General features: G+C 69.6%; 30 protein-coding genes. 11 read left to right on the top strand and 19 right to left on the bottom strand.

The window, feature by feature from the left end; translation table 11 throughout:
- Positions 1-336: 336 nt before the first annotated feature.
- Together ACFVIU_RS14590 and ACFVIU_RS14585 are read right to left on the bottom strand one after the other, a co-directional pair.
- The gene (locus tag ACFVIU_RS14590) at positions 337-885 is read right to left on the bottom strand and encodes a hypothetical protein (RefSeq protein WP_385842765.1); all 549 of its coding nucleotides are present in this window, start codon (positions 883-885) and stop codon (positions 337-339) included.
- Between the two features lie 231 nt (positions 886-1,116).
- Positions 1,117-1,356, bottom strand: a complete 240-nt coding sequence (locus ACFVIU_RS14585; protein ID WP_385842764.1) for a hypothetical protein — start codon at positions 1,354-1,356, stop codon at positions 1,117-1,119.
- Between the two features lie 26 nt (positions 1,357-1,382).
- Here ACFVIU_RS14585 and ACFVIU_RS14580 point away from each other — a divergent pair, with 26 nt between their 5' ends.
- Complete coding sequence (locus tag ACFVIU_RS14580; RefSeq protein ID WP_385842763.1) at positions 1,383-1,565, top strand: Lrp/AsnC ligand binding domain-containing protein; 183 nt, start codon at positions 1,383-1,385, stop codon at positions 1,563-1,565.
- A 681-nt stretch (positions 1,566-2,246) separates the two neighbouring features.
- Here the strand turns inward: ACFVIU_RS14580 and ACFVIU_RS14575 are convergent.
- The gene (locus tag ACFVIU_RS14575; protein ID WP_385842762.1) at positions 2,247-2,831 is read right to left on the bottom strand and encodes a Clp protease N-terminal domain-containing protein; all 585 of its coding nucleotides are present in this window, start codon (positions 2,829-2,831) and stop codon (positions 2,247-2,249) included.
- Positions 2,831-3,040: a helix-turn-helix domain-containing protein gene (locus ACFVIU_RS14570; protein ID WP_385842761.1), complete on the bottom strand. Its 210-nt coding sequence runs from the start codon at positions 3,038-3,040 to the stop codon at positions 2,831-2,833. The genes ACFVIU_RS14575 and ACFVIU_RS14570 overlap by 1 nt, the downstream gene beginning before the upstream one ends.
- A 421-nt stretch (positions 3,041-3,461) precedes the next feature.
- Between ACFVIU_RS14570 and ACFVIU_RS14565 the strand changes: the two genes are divergently transcribed.
- From ACFVIU_RS14565 to ACFVIU_RS14555, 3 genes are all read left to right on the top strand, one after another.
- Complete coding sequence (locus ACFVIU_RS14565; RefSeq protein ID WP_385842759.1) at positions 3,462-3,668, top strand: hypothetical protein; 207 nt, start codon at positions 3,462-3,464, stop codon at positions 3,666-3,668.
- Between the two features lie 224 nt (positions 3,669-3,892).
- Positions 3,893-4,333 carry a GNAT family N-acetyltransferase gene (locus ACFVIU_RS14560; RefSeq protein WP_385842758.1) on the top strand — a complete coding sequence of 147 codons (441 nt, stop codon included), beginning with the start codon at positions 3,893-3,895 and terminating at the stop codon, positions 4,331-4,333.
- Positions 4,334-4,558: 225 nt separating this feature from the next.
- Positions 4,559-5,368, top strand: a complete 810-nt coding sequence (locus ACFVIU_RS14555; protein ID WP_385842757.1) for a hypothetical protein — start codon at positions 4,559-4,561, stop codon at positions 5,366-5,368.
- A 37-nt stretch (positions 5,369-5,405) separates the two neighbouring features.
- On the opposite strand, the gene ACFVIU_RS14550 is transcribed toward ACFVIU_RS14555, so the two are convergent.
- Both ACFVIU_RS14550 and ACFVIU_RS14545 read right to left on the bottom strand, forming a co-directional pair.
- Entirely contained in the window at positions 5,406-6,287 is an 882-nt protein-coding gene (locus ACFVIU_RS14550; protein ID WP_385842756.1) for a TIGR03620 family F420-dependent LLM class oxidoreductase, read from the bottom strand.
- The gene (locus tag ACFVIU_RS14545; RefSeq protein ID WP_385842755.1) at positions 6,284-7,210 is read right to left on the bottom strand and encodes an NmrA/HSCARG family protein; all 927 of its coding nucleotides are present in this window, start codon (positions 7,208-7,210) and stop codon (positions 6,284-6,286) included. Before ACFVIU_RS14545 ends, ACFVIU_RS14550 begins: the two co-directional genes overlap by 4 nt.
- 155 nt (positions 7,211-7,365) lie before the next feature.
- Between ACFVIU_RS14545 and ACFVIU_RS14540 the strand changes: the two genes are divergently transcribed.
- From ACFVIU_RS14540 to ACFVIU_RS14530, 3 genes are all read left to right on the top strand, one after another.
- The gene (locus tag ACFVIU_RS14540; RefSeq protein WP_385842754.1) at positions 7,366-7,917 is read left to right on the top strand and encodes a TetR/AcrR family transcriptional regulator; all 552 of its coding nucleotides are present in this window, start codon (positions 7,366-7,368) and stop codon (positions 7,915-7,917) included.
- Between the two features lie 127 nt (positions 7,918-8,044).
- Positions 8,045-8,866 (top strand): MerR family transcriptional regulator, encoded by an 822-nt coding sequence (locus ACFVIU_RS14535; protein WP_385842752.1) that lies wholly within the window; start codon positions 8,045-8,047, stop codon positions 8,864-8,866.
- Positions 8,867-9,501: 635 nt separating this feature from the next.
- Entirely contained in the window at positions 9,502-10,773 is a 1,272-nt protein-coding gene (locus tag ACFVIU_RS14530) for an IS110 family transposase (RefSeq protein WP_385842751.1), read from the top strand.
- 77 nt (positions 10,774-10,850) lie between these two features.
- Here ACFVIU_RS14530 and ACFVIU_RS14525 read toward each other — a convergent pair whose 3' ends face one another.
- From ACFVIU_RS14525 to ACFVIU_RS14510, 4 genes are all read right to left on the bottom strand, one after another.
- Positions 10,851-11,399 carry a putative immunity protein gene (locus ACFVIU_RS14525; protein WP_385842802.1) on the bottom strand — a complete coding sequence of 183 codons (549 nt, stop codon included), beginning with the start codon at positions 11,397-11,399 and terminating at the stop codon, positions 10,851-10,853.
- Between the two features lie 126 nt (positions 11,400-11,525).
- Entirely contained in the window at positions 11,526-11,939 is a 414-nt protein-coding gene (locus ACFVIU_RS14520) for a transposase family protein (RefSeq protein WP_385842749.1), read from the bottom strand.
- An 83-nt stretch (positions 11,940-12,022) separates the two neighbouring features.
- On the bottom strand, positions 12,023-12,145 hold the full coding sequence (locus ACFVIU_RS14515; protein WP_385842748.1) for a hypothetical protein: 123 nt from the start codon (positions 12,143-12,145) through the stop codon (positions 12,023-12,025).
- A gap of 289 nt (positions 12,146-12,434) precedes the next feature.
- Positions 12,435-13,004 carry a GNAT family N-acetyltransferase gene (locus ACFVIU_RS14510; RefSeq protein ID WP_385842747.1) on the bottom strand — a complete coding sequence of 190 codons (570 nt, stop codon included), beginning with the start codon at positions 13,002-13,004 and terminating at the stop codon, positions 12,435-12,437.
- A gap of 295 nt (positions 13,005-13,299) precedes the next feature.
- On the opposite strand from ACFVIU_RS14510, the gene ACFVIU_RS14505 reads away from it, so the two are divergent.
- Positions 13,300-14,739, top strand: coding sequence for a hypothetical protein (locus ACFVIU_RS14505; protein WP_385842746.1), 1,440 nt, complete (start codon positions 13,300-13,302; stop codon positions 14,737-14,739).
- Positions 14,736-15,896, top strand: coding sequence for a hypothetical protein (locus ACFVIU_RS14500; RefSeq protein WP_385842745.1), 1,161 nt, complete (start codon positions 14,736-14,738; stop codon positions 15,894-15,896). The genes ACFVIU_RS14505 and ACFVIU_RS14500 overlap by 4 nt, the downstream gene beginning before the upstream one ends.
- Here the strand turns inward: ACFVIU_RS14500 and ACFVIU_RS14495 are convergent.
- From ACFVIU_RS14495 to ACFVIU_RS14475, 5 genes are all read right to left on the bottom strand, one after another.
- Entirely contained in the window at positions 15,887-16,348 is a 462-nt protein-coding gene (locus ACFVIU_RS14495) for a hypothetical protein (RefSeq protein ID WP_385842743.1), read from the bottom strand. The genes ACFVIU_RS14500 and ACFVIU_RS14495 overlap by 10 nt on opposite strands.
- Before the next feature lie 12 nt (positions 16,349-16,360).
- Entirely contained in the window at positions 16,361-16,618 is a 258-nt protein-coding gene (locus tag ACFVIU_RS14490) for an aromatic prenyltransferase (protein WP_385842801.1), read from the bottom strand.
- Between the two features lie 6 nt (positions 16,619-16,624).
- Positions 16,625-16,792, bottom strand: coding sequence for a hypothetical protein (locus tag ACFVIU_RS14485; protein WP_385842742.1), 168 nt, complete (start codon positions 16,790-16,792; stop codon positions 16,625-16,627).
- Between the two features lie 103 nt (positions 16,793-16,895).
- Positions 16,896-18,179, bottom strand: a complete 1,284-nt coding sequence (locus ACFVIU_RS14480) for a phosphatase PAP2 family protein (RefSeq protein ID WP_385842800.1) — start codon at positions 18,177-18,179, stop codon at positions 16,896-16,898.
- 290 nt (positions 18,180-18,469) lie between these two features.
- Positions 18,470-19,168, bottom strand: a complete 699-nt coding sequence (locus ACFVIU_RS14475) for a restriction endonuclease (protein ID WP_385842741.1) — start codon at positions 19,166-19,168, stop codon at positions 18,470-18,472.
- Between the two features lie 209 nt (positions 19,169-19,377).
- Between ACFVIU_RS14475 and ACFVIU_RS14470 the strand changes: the two genes are divergently transcribed.
- The gene (locus ACFVIU_RS14470; RefSeq protein WP_385842740.1) at positions 19,378-19,767 is read left to right on the top strand and encodes a signal peptidase I; all 390 of its coding nucleotides are present in this window, start codon (positions 19,378-19,380) and stop codon (positions 19,765-19,767) included.
- 74 nt (positions 19,768-19,841) lie between these two features.
- Here ACFVIU_RS14470 and ACFVIU_RS14465 read toward each other — a convergent pair whose 3' ends face one another.
- The 3 genes from ACFVIU_RS14465 to ACFVIU_RS14455 form a co-directional block, all read right to left on the bottom strand.
- A complete protein-coding gene (locus tag ACFVIU_RS14465) occupies positions 19,842-22,598 on the bottom strand; it encodes an alkaline phosphatase family protein (RefSeq protein ID WP_385842739.1) in 2,757 nt (918 codons plus the stop codon).
- A gap of 49 nt (positions 22,599-22,647) precedes the next feature.
- On the bottom strand, positions 22,648-24,015 hold the full coding sequence (locus ACFVIU_RS14460) for an ABC transporter permease (RefSeq protein ID WP_385842738.1): 1,368 nt from the start codon (positions 24,013-24,015) through the stop codon (positions 22,648-22,650).
- Between the two features lie 72 nt (positions 24,016-24,087).
- Positions 24,088-25,137: an ABC transporter ATP-binding protein gene (locus ACFVIU_RS14455; protein WP_385842737.1), complete on the bottom strand. Its 1,050-nt coding sequence runs from the start codon at positions 25,135-25,137 to the stop codon at positions 24,088-24,090.
- A gap of 318 nt (positions 25,138-25,455) precedes the next feature.
- Here ACFVIU_RS14455 and ACFVIU_RS14450 point away from each other — a divergent pair, with 318 nt between their 5' ends.
- Positions 25,456-26,016, top strand: a complete 561-nt coding sequence (locus tag ACFVIU_RS14450; protein WP_385842736.1) for a hypothetical protein — start codon at positions 25,456-25,458, stop codon at positions 26,014-26,016.
- Between the two features lie 95 nt (positions 26,017-26,111).
- Here the strand turns inward: ACFVIU_RS14450 and ACFVIU_RS14445 are convergent, their stop codons facing one another.
- Complete coding sequence (locus ACFVIU_RS14445; protein ID WP_385842735.1) at positions 26,112-26,777, bottom strand: acetate uptake transporter; 666 nt, start codon at positions 26,775-26,777, stop codon at positions 26,112-26,114.
- Positions 26,778-26,932: the final 155 nt, after the last annotated feature.

Genomic DNA, 26,932 nt, shown 5'->3' with positions numbered 1-26,932 from the left:
CCGGCAGACTACCGAGCCTGTGGCGGACGGCCCGGTCGGCGCGACCACCGGTTCGGTCACGGCCTTCGGATCCAACCGCCGTGTCCGCTGGCCGAGTTCGAGCACGGTCCGCCACGGCCGCGGTCAGGCGTTCCGCCCGGGCTGCGAGCAGGGCCTGAGGATCGCCGGTGGCCAGGTGACGGTCGAGCCACCGGCTGAGGCGGCGACGGAGGGCGGCTGTACGCAACCCAGCCAGAACATTGACGCCGGCGATACCCACGAGCCCCCAACCTCTCGACGGCCTCGGTCTCCCCCGAGGGTGCGGCAGACTGGGCGGCTTCAAGCGGTGCCGGAAGCTCAGTCCTGGCCGACGCGGTAGATCCGTTCGCGGAGTTGCGTCTCGGCCCAGTCCAGGTCGGCTCGTAGGTCGAACCAGACCCGGTCCTTGCGTTCCCCGGGCCGGTCGAGGCCGACGGCGACCCAGGAGAACACGCCCTGGAGGATCTCCCGTTCGCGTCCGGGGCTGGTCACGCCGAGCGCGAAGGAGAGGGCGATGCCGGCCCGGGTGACGACCAGGCGGCTCGCGTCGTCCGGTCGGGGGCGGCCGGCGGTGAGGTAGCGCGGCACATCGAGGATCTTGATCCACTCCAGATCCGCTCCGGCGACCTGGTCGGCCAGGATCCCCGCGATGGAGTCGCGCACGGCAACAGCAGGCTGTTCGCCGAGCCAGCCCAGCCAGTGCTGGGAATCGACGAGTTTGGCGAAGTCGTCCTTGGGCGGGCCGAAGTTCGGATTCTCCACGAACTCACCGGTCAGCTTCCCGTCCTCGCCGACCACCCAGACACCCCGGACGGCTTCCCCCGGAACGTAGCCGTTGGGGTCGCCGACAAGGTCAGAGTCGATCACCGCAACCGACCCCCCGGGGTTCGCAGCGGCTTCCGCCACGAGCTCGGGAGGAGGTGACTGCTGGATACGGCGCCACTCGGCCGACATGTCCCCCACGTGAATGACCTCTCCTGTGATTCGTCCGAGGGGCTCAGCACCACCCCGCCGGCGGCATACTTCCACGAGCGCTTCCGCCCGTCGCGGGCAGGTCCGCCCCTGGAGCGCGCCCCGCGTCGCCGAGCAGTCAGGGCTTTACGGCGTGCAGGATCCGCATGCCCCTGGAGTCGGCGGTGTCGCGGTGGACGCAGCTGGTCGTTCGCTGCTGCGTACCGGGATGAAGCGATCGGTGCCGCGCAGCTCCGCGGTGAGGTCGCGGTAGGTGACGACGAGGTGGCCGCCCGAGGCGAGGGCACCGGCGATGTGTCCGAGCAGCGCGGGGACGTCCGCCGTGGCCGGGAGGTGGGCAGGTGTGATCGCCCGGCAGCTCGACATCGCCCCCTCGACCTGTGTGGAGCCGCGTGTTCGTCCTCTCCGGAGGCGACGACTTCCTCCTTCACGTGGCGGTGCAGAACCTCGACCACCTGCACCCCTTCCTGACCGACCGGCTCAGCAAGCGCAGCGAAATCACCGGCTTTCGTACCTCGGTCGTCTTTGAGCAGGTGAGCAACACCGCGCCAGAACGCCTTCCCGCGCCCGACTAGGGCGCGTATCGAGCCGATCAATGAGTGGTCCGGGCGAGGCCCCTGAGCATTCGGGCACCTGGTCCGGCGAAAGTGATGTGATGTACTCTCACAGTGGCGGCCTACGCATCGGAGGTGCACCTGATGGCAGGCCTGTTCGCCCTCATCTTCTGGGTATCCGTGGGTTGCTTGGCCTGGCAGGGGATCAAGGGATGGCTCCAGGACAAGCCTCCTGCGAAGTCTCCCGCCCCGGTCGCCCGGCAGAAGCCGTCCTCGCCCCCCGCTCCGCGCCCGCCCAGCCCGGCGCCGAAGGAGAAGGGGAATGGGAAGGGGAAGGTGAAGGTGAAGGTGAACGAGAACGGTGCGGCAACGGCGGCGTCCACGGGATCCAGCGCCGCCCACCCAATCCCCAGCCAAATCCCCGACCAGGACATCGGCGGGGCGTCGCAGCCGACCCACCATCACACTCACCACCCCGGCGGTGGAAGCAGCCACGGTGCCGGGCATCACTCCCCGCACCACGACGGAGGCGGGAGCCACCACAGCGGCGGCCACGACGGCGGACACTTCGACGGCGGCGCGTTCTGACACCTGCCGGGTCCTTCGGACTGCGGCGTGGGCCTTCGGACTGCGGCGTTTGCCGCAGTCCTGGACGAGCCCTGACACTGCGCATCAAGAACGAGGTGTCCGTCGTGGTGATCCCTACCTCCCGGGCAGCCCGGCGGAGTGCCCCGGTGGGCACACCCTCGTCACTCCCTCGAACGTCACCCCGCTGTCCGCCAGCGCTTCCCCTGCCGTGCCCGGCCGCGCGGTGAGCGCCAGCAGCAGGTGCTCGTCCCCGAGGTGCCGCTCACGCCGGGCGGCCGCTACCCGCAGGGCGCTCTTCAGCACGCCCTTCGCGTCCTGGCCGAAACCCGGCCGCCGCCCGGACCGAAGGCGTCCGCCCGCCCGGTGAGCGTCGGCGCCCCCGGACATCGCTCCGGCGCCGTGCGCCTCCTCCACCCGCGCCACGACCTCCCCCACGTCGATGCCCAGTCCCGCCAGCGCGTCGGCCTCGGCCCGGGTGAGACCGGCGCGCCGCTCCGTCTCCCGCAGGGCCCGGCGAACCCCGTCCCGGCATTCGGCCGGCCCCAGGGCGGACAGCGCGAAGGACGCCCGGCTCCCCTCGCGGTCGAGGAGCGCGAGCAGCAGGTGCTCGGCGCCGACGGTGCCCGCCCGGCCCTCCCTCGCGTAGTCGATCGCGCCCTCGACCACCGCCCGGGCATCCTTGGTGAACCGCTCGAACATCAACGCCTCCCGTACTTCTTGTGCACGGCCTGCCTGCTGACACTCAACTCCGCGGCGATCTCCTGCCACGACCAGCCCTGGTTTCGCGCACTGCGCACCTGTACCGCCTCCAGCTGCTCCAGCAGTCGGCGCAGCGCGGCCACGGCCCGCAGTCCGACCCGCGGATCAGGGTCACCGGCACGCTCGGCGAGCTCGGTTGCCTCACTCATGATGTCAATTTAGGTTGACATCGAGCTTGCGTCAACGGTGGTTGACGACCAGGGCACGCGGAAATGGTCGCCTGCGCCCGGAGTAGCGAGCTGACCAGCCGGAGGTTCGGCCAGGACCTCCGGCCCCGGTTGGCGGCAGCCGGGCAGGCCGAGGAGTTGCTGACGCATCCGAACCTCTCCGACGCTGGAGCGAACCTCGCACGACGGGCCCTCCTCGCTGCGACACGCGGCTACGGCGAGAACCGCGACCTGTTCGAGAACTTCCCCCCCTCACGTCGCGTGGACCAGGGCACTCCTGTCCGCGGACGAGGCGGCCAGCGTTCGCTGCCTCGACTACTCCTACTGGGTCGAACTATCGGGTGGCAGCCGCCGGCCGGCCGCCTCGTCCGCACGCATCCGGGCAGGGCAACGGGCGTTCGACGTGCCCAACGAGCCGTTCGTCGACGCGGCCCACGCGTTCATCACAGGCGAGCGGTTTCCCCCACTCATCCTCGTCGGCGAGAGGCAGGACAACCCGGTCTGCCTTGAAGGTCACTTGTGCCTGACCGCCTACGCCCTCGTCGGCTTCCCGACCGACGTCGAGTGCCTGATCGGCACCGCTCCGGCCATGGAACGCTGGGCGAAGTAGTCCAAGCGCGCCAGGCTCTCGGCGACCCTGATCAACAGTAATTGTCAACGCATCTCGACCAGTTGAGCTCACCGCCGGCTCTCGCGAGTTGCTCACGACGAGCCGGTTTGTGAACTCCCGTTGCTGGAGCGCTCAGTACTGCCTTGCAGGCGTGGGAAGGTTCTTGCCCTTGCGCAGGTTCGCCTTGTGTTGATCTTTGCGGTGCACTCGGGTTTGCTGTTCCGATGTCTGACCTTCGTTTCCAGCAGCCGATCGACGAGGACGTGCTCAGAGACTGGCTGTACGTCCACAACGTGATCATTCCTACCCACGTTCTGTCTCTCGACGAGGCACGGGAACGCGCTGGGCGCAATCACCTCGAGGTCGCCTACCTGGGCGATGCGCTGGTGGGCTGCACCACGGTCCGCCCGCCGGTAGGTGACACCCTGACGGCCACCGTGATCGCCCGCGTGCTTCCTGCTCACCGTGGGCGGGGCATCGGCGAGGAACTCTATGCGCGAGGGCTCGACCGGGCCCGGAAGCTGGGCGCCGAGGTGATCGAGACGGTCGTCCTCTCTTCCAACGAGGATGGACTGCGCTTCGCGCTGAAACACGGGTTCGTAGAGACCGAGCGATACCTGTTGCCGGGCGACACCATCCCCTGGATCGACTTGCGCCTCTCCTGACACAGGCCTGACCGCTGGTGGAAGCTGCCCGAGGGTGTGGTGCCGCACGTCCCGGTACGACCGCAGGGCGAAGGACGGCGTCGATGCGATGACCGGGCTCTGCTGACGGCTTTCACCCTTTCCAGCCGCACCGCTTGCGAGACGCTCCGCCGAGATCCACCCTTCGAGATGGATCACAATGCGGAAAGCAGTCGGGGCACAGCAACGAGAGGCAGAGTGGTGGTCATGGTCCTGTCCGATTCGGCCCTGGCCACGATACCTGTGGGGCAAGGACCGAAGGGCGTGGCTGTTTCACCTGATGGACTCCACCTGTACGTAGCCAACCACGATTCGCGCTCCATAAGTGTGGTCGACACGATGGCCGGGGCGGTGGAAACGGTTATCCCGTTGGACCACAATCCCTGGGGGATAGCGATCACGCCGGACGGCCGGCACGCCTACGTATCCCTGACCCCGGACAGAGTGGGCGTGCTCGATCTCCTCACCCACGACGTCATCACCAGCATCAGCGTGCCGGGATTTCCCGCAGGCGTGGCCCTGACTCCGAATGGAGAGCGCGCCTATGCCGCTCTCAGCTTGGGTGAAAGCTTGTCCATTATTGACACTGCCAGCAATACGCTTACCGGACACACCGAGTCAATGGAGGGCGCTCCGATAGCAGTGGCGATCACCAGGGATGGGCGTCACGCCTACGTGCCAACAGACGGATCGTGTCTCATCGAAATCGTCGAAACGGAGACCGGCACAGTCAGTTCCGACCCGCCCATCGTGGTGGGTTGCGCGGCGACGGATGTGACGTTCACTCCGGACGGACGCTATGCCTTTTCATTGAGCGACACCCTGGACGAGGCAGCCGAGTTGTACGTCATTGACGTCGCGACGAAAAAGGCCGGCCACCCCGTCATCGTAGGAAACTCGTCCTTTGGGGTTGCTGTCGCCCCGGATATGAGGACCACCTATATCACCGCTCCTGACTCCGGCTCAGTACTCGTTGTTTTGACGGCGGACATCCTTAAGTCGGCGGCTCCGCACTGATACCCAGATGAGTGGGGCCGCGGTGGGACGGATCCGGTCAGGGCAGCAGGTGGGTGGCCAAGTGTTCCCACTGGCGGATGGGGGCGATGCCCGGTGTCGGGGTCAGGAGGTGGAGGCTGACGTGGTCGGCTCCGGCGTCGAAGTGCTGTTGGACGCGATGGGCGATGTCCTCGGCACTGCCGTGGGCCACCAGTGCGTCGACCAGCCGGTCGTCGAGCGCGTCCGGGTCCTCGTATCCAAGTCCTCGCAGCAGTCCGCGGCGGTTCGGCAGGGCGGCCGCGGCCGCGGTGCGGGCCAGTTCTGAGGTGTCTGCATGGTCGTTGCCGAGCACGCACATCAGGGTGACGGCCAACAGGGCATCGCCTCCCAGGACGGTCCTGGCGGTGCGGGTGTACTCGACGGGCATGCCCAGCACCGTTGCGCCCCGGGTGCGTTCGGCGGCAAGGGCCAGCATGTCGGACCGCAGGGCCGCGAGTACGCGGTGGGGTGATGCGGTCGTGCCGGGTGGCCCGAACGGGGCGGTGTCCAGCGCGTCGAGGTAGGAGCGCATGGTGGCCAGGGGCGGCCCGAAGCGGTGGCCGCGGATGTCCTCGGCGAGGCTGGGGTGGCTGTCCCACAGGCTGAGCAGGAACCGTCCGGGGAATGCCTCGTCCAGGGTGCGCTGCGCGGCGGCGGCCGTGACCGGGTCACGGGCGTAGATGTCGGTCATGCCGGCGGCCACGACCATGTGCCGGGTGGCAGACAGGAGGATCGCGGCCTGTGCCATCGCCTCCCGCCCCGTGGTCTCGGGGAACCACAGGGTGCCGCAGCCGAGGTCTTCGATCGCGGCGGCAGCCTTACAGAGCGGGGATGCGGGAAGGTGGTCGAAGTTCCCTGCCCAGATCCCGATGCGGCCGAGGCCGTGGGGGCCGGCGCTCACGCGTCCTGCCCTGCGGTGCGCGTGGAGTCCAGGAACGCGGCGATCCGGGACGCACCGGTGCGCTCCAGCCAGGTGCCGAAGTCCATCGTGGCGGGGTGGATCTTCCGGGTGGCGGGAATGTCGGCGCGGTAGCCCAGTGTGTTGAGCCACTCGTTGGCGTAGGCGAAGTCTTCGCTCAGGGCCCGGATCGCGTCGATCGGGACCTGAACATAGGGCAGCGACATGCCGAGCGCCTTCCCGATGGCCGCAGCGATCTGAGCTGGCGTCAGTTCGTCTCCGGCCAGGGAGACATTGCGGCCGATCCACTCCTTCGGCCGGGCGAACGCCAGCGCGGCGACGGCGCCGACATCGTCGACGGCCATGAACTGCTGCGGGACCTCCGGCGCGAGCCCGGTGGAGAGGCTTCCGTTCCGCAGCGCATATCCGCCGGTGAAGTTCTCCATGAAGGACACGGGCCTGAGGATCGTCGCGGGCAGGCCGAGCGCGGCGATGTGCTGCTCGATCCGCCACTTGCTGACCAGGTTCACCGGAAGCTTCTCCTCAAGGTGCCGGTCCGCTTCGGCGACCGACGTGAAGACGAAGTGCCCGATGCCTGCGGCGTGCGCGGCCTCGGCGACGTTCGTACCCCAGCGCACCTCGTCCTCGGCGGTGAAGTCCGGCGCGGTGCCCGGCGAGCCGACGGTGGGCTGGACGCTGAACAGACCCCAGGCGCCCTCGGCCGCGACGGCCAGGGAGTCGACGTCCTCCATCTGCGCCCGCACCACCTCCGCTCCCGCCTGCGGCAGCGCGGTCGCCTGAGCCCCGTACGGGTCCCGCGTCAGCGCGCGTACCTGCCAGCCGTCCAGGAGCAGTCGATGTGTCACGGCCCTGCCCTGAAGGCCGGTCGCCCCCACCACGACGACGGTCTTTCCTGTCGGTTCCATGCATCTCTCCGTATCGCACGCCGACGAGGGGCCACGCCCCCATAAATGGGGTGGCCCTCCGTTTATCGGTCGCTACGATATGGAGGGCCACCCCAGTTAGCAAGCCATCAGGAGTTTCCGTGCCCCAAAGTGCAGCCGGCCCCGCTCCGAGGCCGATGCGTGCCGACGCACGCCGCAACTACGAGCGGATCGTGGCCGCCGCCGAGAGCCTGGTCGCCGAGCACGGCGCCGACGCCTCGCTGGAGGAGATCGCCCGGCACGCCGGCGTCGGCTCAGCCACACTCCACCGTCACTTTCCCTCCCGGCAGCTGCTCCTCGAAGCCGTCTTCAAGGGCCGGGTCGAGACCCTCTGCGCCAAGGCCCACGACCTGCTGCCCGCGCCCGATCCCGGAGCCGCACTCGTCACCTGGCTCCGCGCCGTCGGCGCACACGCCGTCGCCAACCGGGGTCTGGGAGCATCCCTCATGCACGGTGCCCACGACGGCGACCCCACGCTGGGAAGCACCTGCCACGCCATGATCACCAGTGCCGGTGGCGAACTGCTCGACCGCGCCCGCCGCATGAATGCCGTGCGCCCCGACGTCACCATCGCCCAGCTGCTCAAACTCGTCGGCGCCATCGCTTTGGCCACCGAGGGTGATCCCGACGGCCCAGGCGAGGCCGACCGCCTCCTCACCCTGGCCATCGACGGAGTACGCGCACGCTGAAGCTCCCTCCCCCGGTCAGTGCCTGGTGAGCTGTGGGCGCGGATCGAGCCGTTTCTGCTGCGGAGAGCGCCTTCATGCTCAATGCGTTGACCCTCACACCGTGTCAGGCGGTCAACTCGGAGACATCATGTTCACCATCGGAGACTTCGCCCGGCATGGCCGCGTCTCGGTCCGGATGCTGCGTCACTACGACGCGACCGGACTGCTGCGCCCGGCTCACGTCGACCCCTTCAGCGGCTATCGCTACTACACCGCTGCCCAGCTCGCCCGCCTCAACAGGATCATCGCGCTCAAGGACCTCGGGTTCACCCTCCAGCAGGTCCACGACATCGTGGACGAGAAGGTCACCCTCGAGGAACTGCGCGGCATGCTGCGGCTGCGGCGGGCCGAACTGGAGACCGCGATGGCTGCCGCGGAAGCACGGCTGGTCCAGGTCGAGGCGAGGCTCCGAGCGATCGAGAGTGAGGGGCACATGCCCACGAACGACGTCGTCATCAAGAGCGTCCCTTCCGTCCGAGTGGCGGAGCTGACCGCAACCGCCGCGAGTTTCGAGCCCGAAGACATCGGCCCGGTCATCGGGCCGCTCTACGACGAGCTGTTCCGGTGCCTGGACTCAGCGGGTGTCACCCCCACCGGCCCCGGCATCGCGTACTACGAGGACGCCCCGGAGGGCGGAGGCAGGATCAGCGTCCACGCCGCCGTCCAGGTCTCCGCCCCTCTCCAGGACGGCACCTTCCGGATCCTCGACCTGCCGTCCCTCGACCAGGCAGCCACCATCGTGCACCGCGGTTCGATGGACGCCGTACTCCCGACCGCCCAGGCGCTGGCCCGCTGGATCGACGCCAACGGCTACCAGTCGACCGGATACCCCCGCGAGATCAACCTGGAGTGCCCGGAAGACCGCGACGGCTGGGTGACGGAACTCCAGGCACCGGTGACCCGGGCCTGATCCATCGCGCCCCAGCCTCACCGGACCACGTTCGGGCAGCGGGAGACCGCTACGGCCCCCGCTGCCCAACCTCGATACTGCGCCAGCCTAATCCAGGGTGTAAGCGGCTTGGACCGGCGCCCGCAAGGCCCGGCGAACGGCTTACGACGGACAGCGGTACGCCTTGGCCCTCTCCGGTCCTTGAGATCCGCTCTGAGACTGGCGCCGCTGTCCACCCGGGTGGGTTCCGTGCGGTGACGCGGGTGTCGGGCAACGCCTGAAGTCAGCCTGGCCCGCGAGGCCTCCCGTTAGAGCGGCGAGGCCCGGCGCCTTCGCCACCGTCACGGAGTCCGCCAACGTCCGTGCTTCGCGGTGATGACGCGGGCGCCGGGCTGATGCCTTCGTTTCCCCGGGCCCTTTGAGGCCTCTTTCAAGAGCGGCACAGCCCGGCGTCTCCGTGATCGCCGCGAAACTCGCGGCGGCCGGCCGGACGTTGATCTCACGGCGCGAGCCCACCCCAGGGTCGACCTCTTGTTCCATCCGCGAGCCGTGAGCTCTGCAGACAGATCGAGCCCCTGGGGTGCGCTGGTGTCGCGAACGGCTACTGAGATGGCGGACCGACGAGTCCTGGGATTAGGGCGCCGCGTGACCCGCATATGCTCGTGACCTGCATAAATGACTGCCTCTGGGAGGACAGCTTGACTGTGTTCTGCGGCATCGACTGGGCAGAGCGCCACCACGACGTCGCCCTTGTTGACGACACCGGCACACTGCTCGCCAAGGCCCGCATCAGCGATGACGCGGCCGACTACAGCAAGCTCCTGGACCTCCTGGCCGAACACGGCGACAGCCCGGACTCCCCCATACCGGTGGCCATCGAAACCAGCCGGGGCTTGCTCGTGGCCATCCTGCGCACCGGCAGCCGCAAGGTCTTCGCGATCAACCCGCTCGCTGCCTCCCGCTACCGCGACCGCCACGGCGTCAGCCGCAAGAAGTCCGACCCCGGTGATGCCCTGGTCCTGGCGAACATCCTGCGCACCGACATGCACGCCCACCGCCCCCTGCCCGCCGACAGCGAACTCGCCCAGGCCATCACCGTGCTGGCCCGCGCACAGCAGGACGCCGTCTGGAGCCGCCAGCAGGTCGCCAACCAGGTCCGCTCGCTGCTGCGCGAGTACTACCCCGCCGCCCTGCACGCCTTCCAGGGCAAGGAGGGCGGCCTGACCAGGGCAGACGCCCGGATGGTCCTCGCACTCGCCCCGACCCCGGCCAGGGCGGCGCAACTCACCCTCGCCCAGCTGCGCGCCGCCCTCAAGCGCAGCGGCCGCACCCGTGCCTTCGACACCGAGACCGCTCGCCTGCGGGACATCTTCCGCTCCCAGTACGCCCGCCAGCTCCCGGCCGTTAAGGACGCGTTCGGCCAGCAGCTTCTGGCCCTCCTCAAGCAGCTGGATGCCACCTGCCAGGCCGCGGACGACCTGGCCGCAGCCGCCGAGGCCGCCTTCAAGCAGCACGCCGACAGCGAGATCCTGCTCAGCTTCCCTGGCCTCGGCCCCCTGCTCGCGGCCCGCGTCCTCGCCGAGATCGGCGACGACCGGAGCCGCTTCGCCGACGCGAGAGCGCTCAAGTCCTACGCCGGTTCCGCCCCAATCACCCGCGCTTCCGGCAAGAAACGCCTCGTCGGCCGCCGCTTCGTCAAGAACAACCGGCTCATGCACGCCGGCTTCCTCTGGGCCTTCTCAGCCCTCCAGGCCTCACCCGGAGCCAACGCCCACTACCGCCGCCGACGCGAGCACGGAGACTGGCACAACGCCGCCCAGCGTCACCTGCTCAACCGCTTCCTCGGCCAGCTCCACCACTGCCTCCAGACCCGGCAACACTTCGACGAACAACGAGCTTTCGCACCACTTCTCCCAGCGTCCGCGTAATTCAGGAGATGGGCAGAAGCTCAGTCAGTGAGCGCTTGGCGGCCCTCGTTGAGGCTGCGCCACCTGGGCGCTCAGAGTTACTCAGTGAGGGTGAGTAAGCGAAGGTCAGCGTCCAGCATGCGGATCAACTCGCCAACCCGTCCGCCGCCATCCGGCGCCGTCGGGAAACGTTTGAGCACGTCAACCACGACCGGTGTTGCACGACGCACCGTCCGTTCAAGGTGTTCAGCACCGACGCTCCGGTCGTCGTCGGCGACGAGTTCGGCCGCTCTGGCTGCGTAAGCGCCGGCTCCCAGAATGTGCTTGACCTGGGTGGCTTTGGCTAACGGATGCAGGTAGGCGGCGCCTGCCGCAGACATCGCTGCCCACGCTGCCTCGCGCGCAGCCGCAGTGTGGGCGCTCTTGGCTGCCTTGAGTGCCGCCGACGCTGTGTCGCGCAAAGATTTCCCGCGCTCGCCGCCCCGGGCGAATGCCCACGCGGCACCGATGGCATCTCTAGGCCGCGAGTCGTCCGGCTGATCAGCCTCGAATATCTCCAGCACGACCTCCGCAGAAGCCGCGGCGAACGCGGTGACTGCACGAAGATCCTGCTTGCTCAGAACGACCTCGCTCGCTTCCCCTGTCATGCTGCCATCTTCGTTGACTCCGGACAGCGCGGCAGGAAGTCGGTCTCGGCCGCTCATACCGACTGGCCTCCGACGCGGACAGGATCGTCGGACTTGACTTCTTGGCCCCCTGAGATGTCTAACGGCTCAGGGAGCGATAGGAAGCTTGGGTCTCGGCGAAAACTTCGCGGCGGCCGGTGTAGCGCTGCGGGGACCGCCATTGCTTGTACTCGGCGTTGGCGTGCTCCACGCAGATCCGATCGGCGGACTGTGCTCGGCGTTCGTGCCGCCAGGCGTGCTGTGCGCCGAGGGGCGCGTCCCTCTTCGGCTTGCGGGGGGGGTGACCTGTTGCGGGAACTGGTTGGCCAGGCCTCGATCGCCCTCGTCGACATGCACCTTGCCGCCGGGGTGGCAGCGCAGCTGCTCGGCGATGCCCTCGGTGCACACCGCGGTCCGGTCGTGCATCCGTCCTGGCCGCACGACCCCGCAGAACAGGGTGCGCCCCTGGCCGTCGCTGAGCGTAGTGGTCGTGATGGTGTTCTGCTTGCGCTTGCCGGACACGAACGCCTTGCGGCCCGGACGTCCGGACTTCGGGCCTGCACGTCGGTGCCGTCGATGCGCAGCTCGACGTCCTCGGCCCCGGCCTAGGCGAACACGTCCTCGATGGTGCGCAGCCGGATGCCGGGCTGGTCGGGCACGGCGAACCCACGCGCCGCCGGCAGCGGCCGGACCTGCCGGATCGCGACGGACACCGTGGAGCGGTCCACTCCTCACAGCACAGCCAGGGCCGAGTGCGGAAGATCGTGTCGTAGGTGTGCCAGCGTGGCCAGCACCCGGTCGACGAACACCAGACGATGCTTCGGGTCAGCACCAGCCTCGCGGCGCGATCGCCGCCGCGCCGCTCCCGCACCGCAGACTCCTGCTGCGCCTGCCATGCCGGGCGAGTTCAGCGACGAGTTCGGCGAGATGCTGTCGGGACATGCCCGATGGGGCAGGATGAGACAAGGCCGTGCGGGCTGATGACTTCACATCCACGGGCACCGCGCCTCGCGCCGCCTACGCCTGCCGCCGCTCCCACTGCTCCTTCGTGATCTCGTACCGCACACCCCCGTGCTCGGAACCCTCGACCGCCATCATGTCGTCCGGCGTGGGGATGCTCTCCGCGAGTGTCATCCCGAGCTTCTCCATGACGTTACGCGAAGGGCGGTTCACGGTCATCGTCTCGGCCCAGACCATGCGGATGCCGAGCTCGGCGAACCCCTTCGTCAGCAGCGCCTGCGAGACCTCGGTGGCGTAGCCCCGGCCCCAGGCCGCCTGGCGCAGGCGGTAGCCGAGTTCGGCCTCCTCACGCGGGCCGCTGCGCAGCGGACGCAGGCAGAACCAGCCGACGAACGCGCCGCCGTCCTTCTCGTACGCCGCGAACAGGCCGAGGTCGTGATCCCAGCGCTCGTAGCCGGCGAGGATGCCGGGGATGACGAGGTCACGGACCTCCTCCGGCGGGGTCGGAGCGCCGCCGGTCAGGTAGCGCATCACCGCCGGGTCGCTGTCCAGCTCGATCAACAGGTCCGCGTCGGCGGCGGCGAAGGGACGCAGGGTCAGGCGCTCCGACTCGAGGTAGGTGGTCACGTGAGGATCATGGCCGAGAGGGATCTGACGGTCCAAGGCTTTTTCGGGCTGCGTCTGCCACCGGGGCTGGAGGAGTAGCAGCATGGCACTGCCGCCTGCACACCACGGCCAAGGACCCGCGTCTGTCGCTCCCCACGTCGTAAGTCAGTGGAGGGCCTGTGGCCTGCTCTGTTACGGTCCTGGGGCCGGCCGCGGGACTCCGGTGCGACTTCCGGAACCTGCCTATAAAGCAATGATTCGCAGTTCGTGCCCCCATTCCCCGGCCGGCGTCAGCACTCCTGGGGGAAAGATCTGGATGGATTCGTACGGGGACCTCCTGGCAGCCGACGATGTACTGCTCTTCGTCAACGCGGCGATCACCTCCACCGGCCAGCGTGAGTTCCACAGCGACGCGGGCGAGCAGCAGCTGTCCCTGGACTTTCTCCATGCGTACATGCTGGGGAACTACCGCGACCTGTACGCCGGGGTCCTCGCGCTCGACATCAACGACCACAACGCAGTCCTGATCATCCGACGGCTGCTGGAGACCGGCGGCGAGGCCACTGCCGAGCAGCGCCGCAGCGAGGGCCGTCTGATCGCGTCCCGTCTTGCGACGCTGCCGCCCCAACGCGTCTACGGGCTGTTCGACGACCTGCGCCGGGCCAGGGTGAACCACCGTCGCTGCCGCGCGATCATGCGTGACTGGCTGTCCGCCCGCCCGGATCTGGCGTTCGACGCCGTGAAGTACCGCAGTGGCCTCAAGCGAGCCCTTCGCCATGCACACCTGGCCCCCGCCACCGAAGAGCTGGGGACATTCCTGTTCGCGCCGCTGGCCCGCCCGCACTATGCGACACCCCTCCTGGAGACATGGCGCCGCGCGCACTATGAGCAGGCAGCCCTGTACGAACTGCCCTATACGGTCGCCGAGGGCTTCGCCGCCAAGTACGGCATTGCCCGCGATGTCTTCCTGGAACGGATAGCTCCGCGGATGACCCGGCTGGAGACCTTGCGGCTCCAGGAGTCCGCGCAGAAACGGGGGGCTACAGGTGTGCAGGCGGACCTGGCGGGGATGCCGTTGACCCGACTGGCGACCTATGTGCTGTCGCTGCCGGTCGAGGAACGCCGGCGTCGGCGTGCCGAGTTGACCCACGCGCTGGAATCGGCCGCCGACCGGGTGGCCGGCGTTCACCGCGGGAGGTGGGGCAAGGTCACCGCCGTACTGGATGACAGTTTTTCCTCCTTCGGGTCGGCCCACAAACGGCGTCGGCCGCTGGCCGTGGCCCTGGCCTGCCACTATCTGCTCGCGGCCCTGGCCGGCGACTACACCGGGCTGTGGACCTCCGGGCGGACCGACGCGCTGCTGACCCGTCCGTACGGGCCGACGCCGGTCGGCCGGCGGATTCTCGACGCGCTGGACACCGCCCCGTCGAGGCTGGTGATCGTCTCCGACGGATGGGACAACGCGCCTCCCGGCCTGGCCGCCGAGGTGCTGCGCATCTGGCGGACCCGGCTGGACCCTGAGCGCCGCACCAGCATCGTCCATCTCAACCCGGTGTATGACGCCGCCGACTTCGATGTACGCCGGCTGTCCGCGACGGTGCCCACCGCGGGTATCCGTGACGCCGAGGATCTTCCCGCGTTGGTCGAACTCGCCCAGTTCGCGGAAGGCCGCACTGGCCTGGCCGAACTGAAAACCTACATGGACACCCGAGTGGACCGGATGATCAGCGAGCATGAGCGGGAGCGGGCGCGATGACGACACTGGACCTGACCGGCCTGGCCACCCGCCCGTCCCAGGTCTGGAACGCCGTCAGACTGGTGCCGCTCGTGCGTGACGAACCCATGGACGACCTGCGTCTGCACTCGCAGCTCTACGACGATGCGGCCGGGCTGGTCGAGGTCGGCCCGCGCCGTGCCTACCTCTCCTATGTCCCGCACGGTTTCGTCGCCACCTGGACCGATGACGGCACGCCGGCGGCCGCCTACGGCACCCAGCTCTCCGCCGACGAGAACACGGCTCCCCCGGCCACGATGGGTCTGCGCCTCCACCGCAGAATGGCCCGCCGTCAGGCCAAGGACCGGCTGCGGTTCCTGCCCATGCACCTGGCGCTGGAAGGCTACCTGGCGCTGCACTTCGGCGGACCCACCATCGCGTGGGAGGAGTGGTCGCAGCGTGCGGTCCGCCAAGGGCTCTCTCCTCGCGTCGAGGAGGCTTATACGGGCGCCGAGGTGCGGGGACTCGCCGACGCACTGCGCATCTTCGAGATCCACCCCGGCCAGTGTGGCGTGATGGTCTACGTCGCCGACGCGCTCGCTGCCGCGTTCGTGGTTCCGCATCCCGACGACTACCGTGCCCTTCACCCGACGCTCCTGAAGGACCTGTACGGCGAACTGATCCACCACTACGCCACGCTGATGCCGCCGGTGCCGGACTTCCGGGCCCGCATACCCGACCAGCAGATCCGCTCCCTGGCCGACCTGCGCACGGCGGTTGCCGAGCAGGAACATGCCTGGACGCGCTTCCACGACACCACCATGGCGACCGGCCTGCTGGAACACACCTACACCTGGCAGTCGGTCTACCGGATGGGACGCTTCACCCTCTCCCGCTTCCTGCCCGCCTTCCGCCCCAAGCAGGAGAACCACATCGGTGAGGCCATCACCGACGACAGCGGCCGGATCGCCTACCTCAAGACGTTTCGCCTGTCCGAGAACCAGGTTCGTCGCGGTCACCTTCTGAGCAGGCTTGCCGCCCACGACTGGCACCTGGCCGACACCGCAGCCGATCTCGGCATCGGTGAGGCGCAGCTGGGGCTGCGGCTGGAGTCCGCCGGGTTCGGTTTCCTGCTGCGCCAGGACGTCCTGGACGGATACCGCAGGCAGCAGAAACGAACCCGGGCCCCTCAGTCGTAGAAGAACAGCTCAAGGTCCTCCACGGATCCCGGCCCGGTCAGGAATCCCTCGGCCAGGGCGATCTCGTTCTCCGCCGGGAACCGTCCTTTCAGGAGCTGTCTCATCCATATCTCGCCCTGCTCGCCGATCGCGTAGATTCCGGAAAGCAGTTCGGCCATTCCGGCGGGCTGTGCCGGGCTGCGGCCGACGACGGGCTGGAGTTCCCATCCGCCCGCCCGGGCGGCCAGCCGGAGCACCCCGGCCCAGTTGGAGATCCGCCCGATGCGCACGTGCCACGAGTCCGCGGTGAACGGCGCCGGCCTGCCGCCGTGCAGGGCGTTGGTGGCAGTCCTGATGTCCGCCATCACCTGCCGTTCCACGGCGTCACGGAGCCAGCTGCCCTCCTGTGCTTCCTCGATGGCGGCGGACCACCACTCCCTTGCGCCCTCCAGCCGGGCCGCGAACGTATCCATCGCGCCAGGTTTTCACGCGCGCTGCCGTCGGCCTTCGCGGGGAGCCCGAACAGTCGAGAAGTGAAACCTCGCCACGCCGATGTTGAGGGCGCGGTGCGCGAAGTTCAGGGCGATCAATCCGATCCGGTCCATGCCGACCCGGTCGAAGTGGTCCTGGGCGGCGCGGGCCGCCTCCGGCATATGGGGCAGGGCCAGGGCATCGGCGAGCGGGATGCCGTGGTCGAACAGGAGCCAGAGCTTGTCGACCGAGCCGCTGAGGGAGGCGTCGATGCCCCATCACAGGGGGAACCTGTCGACGAGTTCGTCGAGGAGGCTCTCCATGGGATGGCCGTCGAAGCGCAGCAGTCCGGCTTCGCGCAGCCGGGGCACCGGATGGACGGGCCGGCGGTAGCACACCCGGAGGTTGACGTCCCGCTTCTCCGCCGGCTGGGTCGTGGTGCGCATACCGAGCCATGCGCCCTCACACAGGTAAGGGGACGGTCTGGGACATGCTGCGTCTGCTTCATCAGGTACCGGGCGGACATGAAGTGCGGAGAAGGCCATGGCTTCAGACGGGTTCGGGCTGCGGTTCGGGGCGGGGTACCGGGAGGACCTTCGTCTCCCAGTGGCCAGTGGTGCGCACGTAGGCGTAGATGACCGAGGCCGTGGCGAGGAGCAGCAGGGGGCCGAACAGCCAGGGCTGCTGGGCCATGTGGAGAGGCAGGTAGCGGTACGACAGCAGGAGCACGGCGAAGACCGTCACGCCGTGGACGACCAGCTGGATTCCCGACCGGTCCCACCCTTGCGCGGACGACCGCAGCGCTGTCTCGACCGTGAGGGCGAACACCGCGCCGGCCAGCAGGTCCGCGCCGTAGTGGTAACCGAAGCCGAGCGTCGCGGCGAGGGTGGCGACCAGCCAGAAGGTGCCCGCGTACCGGAGGAATCGCGGGCCTTTCCGGGAGTGGATGAAGATGGTGGTGGCCCATGCCGTGTGCAGGCTGGGCATGCAGTTGCGCGGTGTGATCCCGTCGAAAAGGATGGCGTGCGGGGCCCCGACCGGTGGCGGCACATTCGGCCACACGTCCGCCGCTGCCCAGTGCCCGCCGCTCGGACCGTACGCGAACACCGGACCCACCACCGGGAAGACCATGTAGACGGCCGGTCCGATCAGGCCGATGGCGAGGAACGTACGGACCAGGTGGTGGCGTGGGAAGCGGCGCTCGACGGCCACATCGCGCAGTTGGTAGGCCGCTACCGCGACCGCGGCCACCGCGAGCTGGATGTAGACGTAGTTCAGGAGATGGGTGCCGATCGGGCCGGTCGCCGCCACGATCCGGCCCATCACCCATGAGGGGTTGCCGAGCGCGTGGTCGGCCATCGCCACATAAGGGTCCAGGACTTCCGGGCGGGTTTTCGAGGTGATCAGCAGCCAGGTGTCGCCGGTCTTGCGGCCGGCCACCAGCAGCAGGCCCAGTCCGACGCCTTTCAGGAGCAGGACGCGTTCCGGGCCGGAGCGGCGGGTGATCGCGATCACCGCCCAGGCCAGCACCACCCACAGTGCGCCGTTGCCGAACGGATGACCGTCGGTCACCTTGATGCCCAGCGCCAGCCGTACCAGCGCGATCAGCACGTCGACGCCGACCGCCGCACCCAGCGAGACGAGCCGTTGCCGCCAGGTGAGCACGACCATGGTCAGTGCCAGACTCGCATACAGAAGAAAGCCGGATTTAGGCGGAAATATCACCTCCCGCGCCTGGTTCGAGAGCGGCCCGGGGATTCCATATCGATCCGCGGCGACCTCCAGCACCACGAGGAATCCGAGGACCAGCACGCCCGCCGCAGCCCACAACACCGCCTGCGGCCGACGCCAACCCTCGGCCTCAACCCCGCGGCCTATTCGCGAAGACACTCACAACACCCTAGAAATCAATGACCCGGCCGATACGTCAGACACTGGACGAGATATCCCTGCCGACACCGGGCCGACCGGTTTCCCGGTGGAGGACCGACGGCAAGGACGCCCGCCATGAGCCCGATCATGCTAGCCCCGGCGCCGTCGGCAGAGACAGGCGGATACCGGCACAAGCCGTGCGGGCTCCGGCTTCCGGCTTCCGGCTTCCGGCTTCCGGCCGGAGGGCCTCCTCAGGAGAGAGCGGTCGGCCGGCGCGGGGGCGGGACGGCGCGCAGGTGCTCCCACAAGGGGCGCGAGCCGGACGCCCACGCTCCGAGGGTGTGGCGGTCGACCACATGGAGGCGCTGCTGGTCGGCGAAGGCCACGGCCGGTGCGGTCACCCGGCCGTTCGTCACGATGACGGCGACGTCGGCGCCGTGGACCTGTCGGGCCGTGCCGTTGAGGACCTGGAGGTCCGGTGTCCCCACCGGGGAGCCGGACAGGCCGTTGCGGCGGTGCTTGCACTGGATCACCCAGCGCCGCCCGTAAGGGTCGGTGGCCTTCACGTCCGCGCCCAGCTCCCCGCGGCCGCCGACCCTGACGGCATCCTGGCAGCCGTCGCGGCGCATGAGGTCCCGGACCGCGTCCTCGAACCGGGTGTGGTGCAGGGCGTCCAGCTGGGACAGCGCGTACCGCAGGCCCTGCGCGCGGACGGCTTCCCAGCGGGCGTTCTGCTGCTTGCGGTAGAGGCGCCCGGCGCCGGCCAGCGCTGCGAGCGTGCCGGCGAGGAGCAGGAGCCACCAGTGGGCGAGCAGCCAGGTGATCACCGTCACCGTCAGAGCGATGGCCAGCGCGGCGGCCAGGAGGAGGCCGGTCAGCTGGTCGTTCTTCCGCTGCTGTCGTTTGCTCGGCCTCCGGGTACGCCGCCGGGCCGGCGGACGCCTGGTCATCGCTGCTCCTTCGCGCCGGGTTTCCTCGTCCCGCCTGGACTGATGCCGGTCGTGAGCCGGCCCAGGAGGGGGTTCATGTCTAGCCGGGGCCCCACCCAGCCGGAGGTGAAATGCAGGCGAATGGCATGAAGTGTTCGGAGCTGGCCGAATACCGTGCGGCGGGGCGGAGGCGACGGCGGGGGCTGCGCGGGCTGTTAGCGTCCCGTCGTGTGAAGGACAGTGTGTACACGGGCAACGCGGGTGCGGACGGGGCCGCGGACCGGGGATGGATTCTGGGGCACTTCAAGGACACCGGCGATCCCCGGCACAGTGAGGCCGTGGAGATCAAGTGGGGTGTCCATCCGCGCGGCGACGAACGGGCCCAGTGGGTCAAGGGGGAAGAGCGCACGGCGCTGCTGGTCCTGATCAGCGGGCGCTTCCGGGTCGAGCTGCCCGACCGCAGTGTCCTCCTGCGCCGCCAGGGCGACTACGTCGTATGGGGCCGCGGTGTCGATCACTCCTGGTTCGCCGAGGAGGAGTCGGTCGTACTGACCGTCCGCTGGCCCTCCGTGCCCGGCTACGCGGTGTCCGGGGTGGACCGGGCGCGACGCTCCGTCTGACCGGAATACGCCGCAGGGCCCCCTGCCGGCGGTGGTCGCCGGACAGGAGGCCCTCGGGGCGGGACCCGTCGGGGTCAGCCGTCGGACTCCGGGGAGGGGAGGTAGGCGCCCGGGACGTCGTCCGGGGCGTAGATCTTGTTCTCACCGGGGTACGGCTTGGTCCAGTTGTGCGTCTCGTACCAGGTGTAGTGGTTCATCTGGGCGGGGTTGGCGTAGTCGGGGACGGCGTTGGGTCCGGTCAGGCGTTGCTTGGACTTCCAGGTGTCCCACTGGGCGGCGAGTTGCCGCTTGCCGGCCGGCACCTTCGACGGCGGTACGACGGCCGCCTTGGGGTCCTGGGGGGCGGGGGTGTCCACGCCGCAGGGCGGCGGGGTCTTCAGGCCGTCGGTCAGCGAGGTCCGGTTGGGCAGCGCGGTGAACGGCGTGTAGTCCGGGTGCCGGGTGAAGGCCGCGCGCATCGGGGTGGCCGCGCTGTCCTTCTGGTTCATCGGGTCGATCCCGAGGATCTGCTCGATGGTCCGGATCAGGGTGATCTGGGTGTAGTAGTGGCTGTCGACGGTGCCGTGCCGGGCCCAGGGGCTGATGATCTGGATGGGGGCGCGGTGGCCGTCGACGTGGTCGAGCCCGGCCTGGGCGTCGTCCTCGACGACGAAGATCGCCGAGTCCTTCCAGTAGGGGCTGTGCGAGATCTCGTCCACGATCCTGCCGGTGGCGAGGTCGTTGTCGGCGACCTGGGCGGCGGGGCCGGCCGGTCCACCGGTGTGGTCGCTGGACAGCCAGAACATGTTGAGGTCCGCCGGGCCGTTCTGCTCGAAGTCGCGCTTCCAGATCTGGTAGCGGTACACGTCCGGGACGCTGGTGTCGAACTTCGCGAAGCCGTGCACGGAGACGTCGTTGAGGGACGGGATCGGCGAGGAGGAGACCAGGGGGTAGGCGGTGTCCTGCCCGGTCGCCTCCATGTTCTTGCTGTCGCAGTACAGGTTCTGCCAGCTGGAACCGGCCGGCTTGGTCAGGAACTGCTGGAACTCGCCGAAGTCCCGTACGGACTTGCCCGCCGCCTGTGCCCCGGTCCACAGGAACCCGGTGCGCTGGTGGCCGAGGGCGTCGTCCTCGGTGTCGTAGCTGCGCTGGTACTCGCCGGCCGAGGACTCGGTGTACTCCGGGTTGTCGGCCTGCATCAGCCAGTTGTGGCCCTCGGCGGAGTTGGTGCCGATGTCGTACGTGTTGTCGTACAGGCCGAACTGCCGGGCCAGCGCGTGCTGGTTGGGGGTGACGTTCTCACCGAACTCGGCCAGCGACGGATCGCCGTCGCCCTCGGGGATGTCGCCGAAGACCTGGTCGTAGGTGCGGTTCTCCTTGACGATCAGGAACACGTGCTTGATGGTCGAGGGGTCGCCGAGGCGGGTCGGGACGGGCACCGCTCGCGCGTGGCTGCTGTTGTCGGTGTGGGTGACCGAGCCCGGGCTCCAGCCGTTCTGCCGGAAGACCTTGGCCGTCTCCGAGCGGATCGTGCGGTCGCTCGGCAGGGTGAACCGCTGCACGCTGGATGTCGTGTCGTGCGTGTTGTGGCCGGCGCTGGTGGTGGGGCGGCGGGCGTCGATACCGCGGGTGTTGGAGACCACCACCTGGTCGCCGACGGTGGCGATCTCGGCGGGGAAGTAGTCCGTGGGGAGCAGGCCGACGTAGCTGACCGGTTCCTGCGGGCTGGTGTACCGGTAGACGGCGACAGCGTTGGCGCGGCCGAGTGTCACCAGCAGACGGCCGTCGTCGGTGAGGGTCACCGCGTCGGGTTCGTAGCCGACCGACGCCTCCGGCCACGGCTGGGTGGCGATGGTCTGTACGACCTTGTCGCGGGCGGTGTCGATGACCGAGACGTCGTTGCTCGCCGTGTCGGTGACGAACAGCGACCTGCCCTTGGCGTACAGGGCGGTGGGGTGCAGGCCGACGTCGATGCTGGTGGCGGCGGCGTCGGGGTGGGCCAGGTCGATGACGCTGACCGTGCCGGTGGTGGTGGCGGCGGTCACCGGGTCGGCGGGCACCGGGGTGTTGTAGGAGTTGATCGTGGTGTCGCCGGGCTGGGCGGGGCGGCCGCCCTCGTTGCTGACGTAGAGCTTGGAGCCGGCCTGGACCAGGTCGCGCGGGGCGTTGCCCACGGACCAGCTCTGCTTGATCGCGCCGGTCGCCGCGTCGATGGCGACCACCCGGTTCTGCCCGTTGACCGCGGAGTAGACGGTGGAGCCGTCGGAGGAGAACACGGCGGCGCCCACGAGCGCGTGCCGGGGGCCGTCGGCGGGGATGCGGACGGACACCGGGTTGCCGACGCTGCCGTCGGGGTTGACGGTGAACTTGGTGTAGCCGTCGGTCTGGCCGAGCCAGAGCTGCGTGCCGTCGGGTGAGTACGTGGGGCCTTCCTGGCCGACGCTGTTGCTGCCGATGCGCAGGTCCGCGGTGGCGGAGGTGCCGACGAGCTGCTGCACCTTCCAGTCGTCCAGGTTCACGACGGCCAGCGCCATGCCGCCGTCGGCGACCGAGGCCGCGAGGTGGGTGCCGTCCGGGCTGACCGCCGAGGACATGATCTTGCCGTTGTTCACGACGAGGCGGTCGCCGTACGGGTCGATGTACTGGTCGCTGGAGATGACCTGGCCCCGGTCGGTGTCCTGGCCGACCTGGTCGGTGCCGAACTGGCGGGTCTGGGCGAAAGCGGTGCCGGCGGCGAGGACGGCCACCGCGGTGACGGCTGCCGTGGTGAGGGGTATGCGGCGGCCCGCGCGTCTGCCGAGGAGGCGCGCACCGGTTCTCTCGACACGTCTGCGGCGGCGTGTCACCTGCATGGGGTCATCCTTTCGTCATCCCTCGTGCTCATCCCTTCTCATCCCTTCGTCATCCGTTGGGCGTGCCGGGAAGGAGGTCGACGTTGCCGTCGAACTGCCAGAGCGGGTTGGGTGCGTCTCCGGTCGGGGTGCGCACCAGGAAGTAGCCGTTGACTTCCTTCGGTCCGTCGCCGTCGGCGACGTATCGCCCGTCCGCGGTGATGTCGAGCTGGTAGACGGCCGTTCCGGTGGCCTGGACGCCGGGCAGATGCCAGGAGACGACACAGCGCCAGTCGTTGCCCGGCCCCTGCACGGCGTCGGCGACTCCGCCCTTGGTGCAGGCCGCCGCGGCCTTCAGCTGCGCTTCCGGCACGTCGGGGCGGTTGAGCTGCCTGGTCTGCATCCGGTAGAGATGGCCGAACTCCGTGGCGAGCGAGCGCTGGACCGTGTCCTGACCGATGCCGGTGCCCGTGGTTGTCGCGGGGGTGAGTGCCGCGACGACCGCGACCGTCACGGCGACCAGGGCGACGAGCGGCAGGGCCGCCGCGGTGACCGCGCGGCGCGCCGAGCCGTCGTCGGTGAGGTTGGTGAAGTCGCGCCGCAGGAACAGCAGATACGCCAGCGCGGTCGCGGTCACGGCCCACACCAGAGCGACCGCCACGCCGACCAGGAGCGGCCCGAGCTGTGCCGGGCTGGTGAACAGGCCGTTCCAGGCGATGAAGGCGTACCCGGGCAGGGCGAGCCGTACGGCTACGGGGAGGGGCAGCATCTGGGCGAGCTGCATGGCCAGCGCGAGCAGGGCGGGCAGCAGCAGTCCCATCGGGGACCGGCCGAGGACGACGGATCCGAGCAGGCCGATCGCGGCGAGGGCCAGGGTCGGGGCGAGCGCGCCGGTCCAGGCGAGCAGGACGCCGGCGGCGGCGTCCGCGGGGGCGACGAGGTGGCCGTCGAGGCCGACCAGTGGCTGGTTGCCGACCGCGAGCAGCCCGCCTGCCGTGCTGGAAGCGGCCAGGCCTGCCACGAGCAGCAGGATGACGGTGAAGCTGGCGAGTGCCTTGGCCACGAAGATCCGGCGCGGCGAGCGGACGGCGACGAGCAGATGGCGCCAGGTGCCGAGCCGGTCCTCGGCGGCGAAGACGTCGCCGGCGACGACGGAGGTGAGGAGGGGCAGCGCCCAGGTGCCGGCGAAGCCGAGCGTCACCAGGGGGCCGGCCCATCCTGTGGCGTGCATCCAGCGGCCGAAGAGGGTGTCCGTGGGCAGCGTGCTCTGCCGGCTCACCGCGGCGACGAACACGGCGGGGGCGATCCAGCAGGCGAGGACGAGCAGCCGGATCCGCCAGTGCGAGACGAGTTTGACCAGTTCGAAGCGGTAGGCGCGGGCGACGGAGACGCGGTGTGTGAGGGCGGCCTGGGAGCCGGCGACTGCGGTCGCGGTCATCGGGCGGTCTCCTGCTGCTCGTCGCCGGTCGCGGTCATCGGGCGGTCTCCTGCTGCTCGTTGCCGGTCGCGGTCATCGGGTGCTCCCCCGCTGCTCGTTGCCGGTCGCCGGCTGCCGGTGCTTGTCGGCTCCACGCGTTCCCTGGTACGGCTCGCTGCCGGTCGTCGGGCTCTGTGGCTGCCCGGCGCCGGTGTCCCGCTGCTCGGTGAGGGCCAGGAAGGCGGCTTCGAGCGGGGAGACGAGAGGGGCGAGCTCGCGCAGTGCGATGCCCGCGTTGACGAGTCGTACGACCAGTTCGTCCAGGGCGGGTACCAGCGCACGGACGACGAGCGCCCCGGTGTCGCGGTGTGCCCCGGCCTCCGTGACGGTCCTGATCCCCGGTGTGTCTGCGGCCACTTGCCGCGCGGCGTGCGGGTCGGAGGTGACCAGCCGGTAGTCGAGTGCGCGGTTCTCCGCGGCCAGTTTGCCGAGCGGTCCGGAGAACACGACCTGTCCGGTGGCGAGGATGGTGACCTCCGAGCACAGAGCCTCGAGGTCGTCCATGCGATGGCTCGACAGGACGACGCTCGTGCCCTGTGCCGCGAGCCGGGTCAGGACGCCGTGGACGTGTTTCTTGCCGGCCGGGTCCAGCCCGTTGGAGGGTTCGTCGAGGATCAGCAGCCGGGGCCTGGTGAGCAGGGCGGCGGCCAGGCCGAGCCGCTGGCGCATGCCCAGGGAGAAGCCCCGCGTCCGGTCGTCGGCGACATCGGTGAGCCCGACCTGGTCGAGTATGTCGTCGATGCCCGCCGTCCGTGCGTCCTGGCCGCGGAGTGCGGCGAGCGCGGCGAGGTTCTGCCGGGCGGTGAGCGACGGGTACAGGCCCGGCCCGTCCACGAACCCGGCGACGCCGGCGGGCGCGGCGAAGGCCCTTCCGACCGGGGTGCCCAGGATCTCCATGCGGCCGCTGTCGGCGACGGCCAGGCCGAGCAGCAGGCCCAGCAGTGTCGTCTTGCCCGCGCCGTTCGGGCCGGCCAGGCCGTGGATCTGCCCCTGCGCCACATCCAGATCGACCGCGTCGAGCGCGACGACATCGCCGAAACACTTGGTGATCCCGCGTGCCCGGATTGCGAGGAGTGGGTCCATGAGCTCCTTCTTTCGGAAACCTCAAGGACCCTAGGGACAACACACAACACAGGCAGGGGCAAGTGATTGAACGCTGACGGAACGGAAGGCGACCGGAACCCGCCCTGTCGTTAGCCGAAATGCCGTTGTTTCAGGGGGATTTCAGGGTGACTGCGGGGAGACGTCGGGGTGCCGTCCGGCCTACGCCGGGCGTGTTGGGCGTGCCGGCCGGCGTCGGTCGGGGCATCTCTCCGATCAAGCCGGGGTCAGGCCTCCGGCCTGCGGTGATAAGGGGTGGCCCGCATATGCTGATCGAGGGGGTGCGGGACGGGAGTGGCCATGGAGAAGAGAGCGGACATACCCCGGCGCCGGCTGCGGGCCGTACCCAGCGCCGCGGAGCTGTGGCTCCGCCGCCGGCGGGCGCTGCGCTTCATCGCCCTGTGTGTGATCGTCCTGGTGCCGTGGACGGTCTACCTCGGGTTCTCCCTGCCCGGCCAGTACCGGGCCCGGTACTGGCCGGCGGCGTGGGTGGGCTTCGACGTGCTCCTGCTGCTCTCGCTCGTCGCGGCGGGTGTCGCTGTCTGGCTGGGGCGCCAGCTGCTGATCCCGTGCGCCGTGGTCGCGGCCACGCTGCTGGTGTGCGATGCCTGGTTCGACATCTCACTGTCCTGGGGCAGCCCCGATGTGTGGGGAGCGGTCGCCTCGGCCGTGCTGTTCGAGATTCCGCTCGCCGTTCTACTGCTCGTACGGGCGCATCGGGTGCTCCGGGCGACCGTCCATCTGGCGTGGGAGCGGCTGGGGCTGCCCGGGGAGCCGCCTCCGGTGCACCGGCTCCCCCTCTTCGGCGCCTACCACCCGGTCCCCCGCACCGAGCAGGATCCGCCACCCCCGGCCCCGTAAGGGGACTGGTGCGGCCCGGACGGGTTCCTCGGCTACGAAGTTGTCAGCCCCCTAGGTTCAGGCGCGGGCCTCGGCTCCGTACGGGCGGTGGTGGGTCAGGCGGGGCGCTCGCCTCGTACCGGCGGGTTGGCGACGGGGCGGCGGGTGCCCACCGGCAGCAGCGACCGGCCGTGGGTCTCGTTGATGACGGTCGCCGCCGCCGTGTACCAGGCGACGAGTCCGGTGGCGATACCGAACCAGCCGCCGACCTGCGTCATGGCGTGCGGCTGGCGCCCGGTCTCGAAGGCCCCGATGGCGAGGAAGAGGAAGGTGAGGGCCAGCAGGACGAGCACCGCGAGCACGGCGGTGCTCACGCGGAGCGCGGCGACGGCCATGAAGGCGGTGAAGATGGCCCAGCCGAGGAGGAACAGTCCGAGGGCGTTGTGCGTGTCACCGGCGAACGGCAGGCGGGGGGCGATCCACCAGTACGACAGCCAGAAGGCCCCGTAGGAGACGAAGGCCGTCGCCCCGAAGGTGTTGCCGCGCCGGAACTCGAACAGTCCGGCGATGAACTGGGCGAGGCCGCCGTAGAACACCGCCAGGCCCAGTACGGGCACGATGGCGCCGGCCTCCTTCAGCAGGTCGGTGTTGATGATCGACAGCAGCAGCGTGGTCAGCGCGAAGCCGGCCAGGCCCAGCGGGGCCGGATCGGCCCAGCTCGCCGGATGCGGCATCTGCCCGGCCGGCTGGTCCGGCTCGAAGCTCCTGGTGTCTTCGTTCATGACCGGCATCCCTTTCAGCAGAGCACGACCGGACGGCGACGCTCGCCGAGCCCGCGCATATGCCCTGGCCGGGCTGCTCGGGCGGGCCGGCGACACGGGAGGGCCGCCCGCTCTTGTCTTTACGGAATGTACCCATTTGTCGCATTCATTAGCCC

Origin of the sequence: Streptomyces sp. NPDC127190, assembly GCF_042672505.1 — a bacterium.
GTDB lineage: Bacteria > Actinomycetota > Actinomycetes > Streptomycetales > Streptomycetaceae > Streptomyces.
Note: the sequence above shows the minus strand (reverse complement) of the source record. Positions and strands in the feature narration are given on the sequence as shown.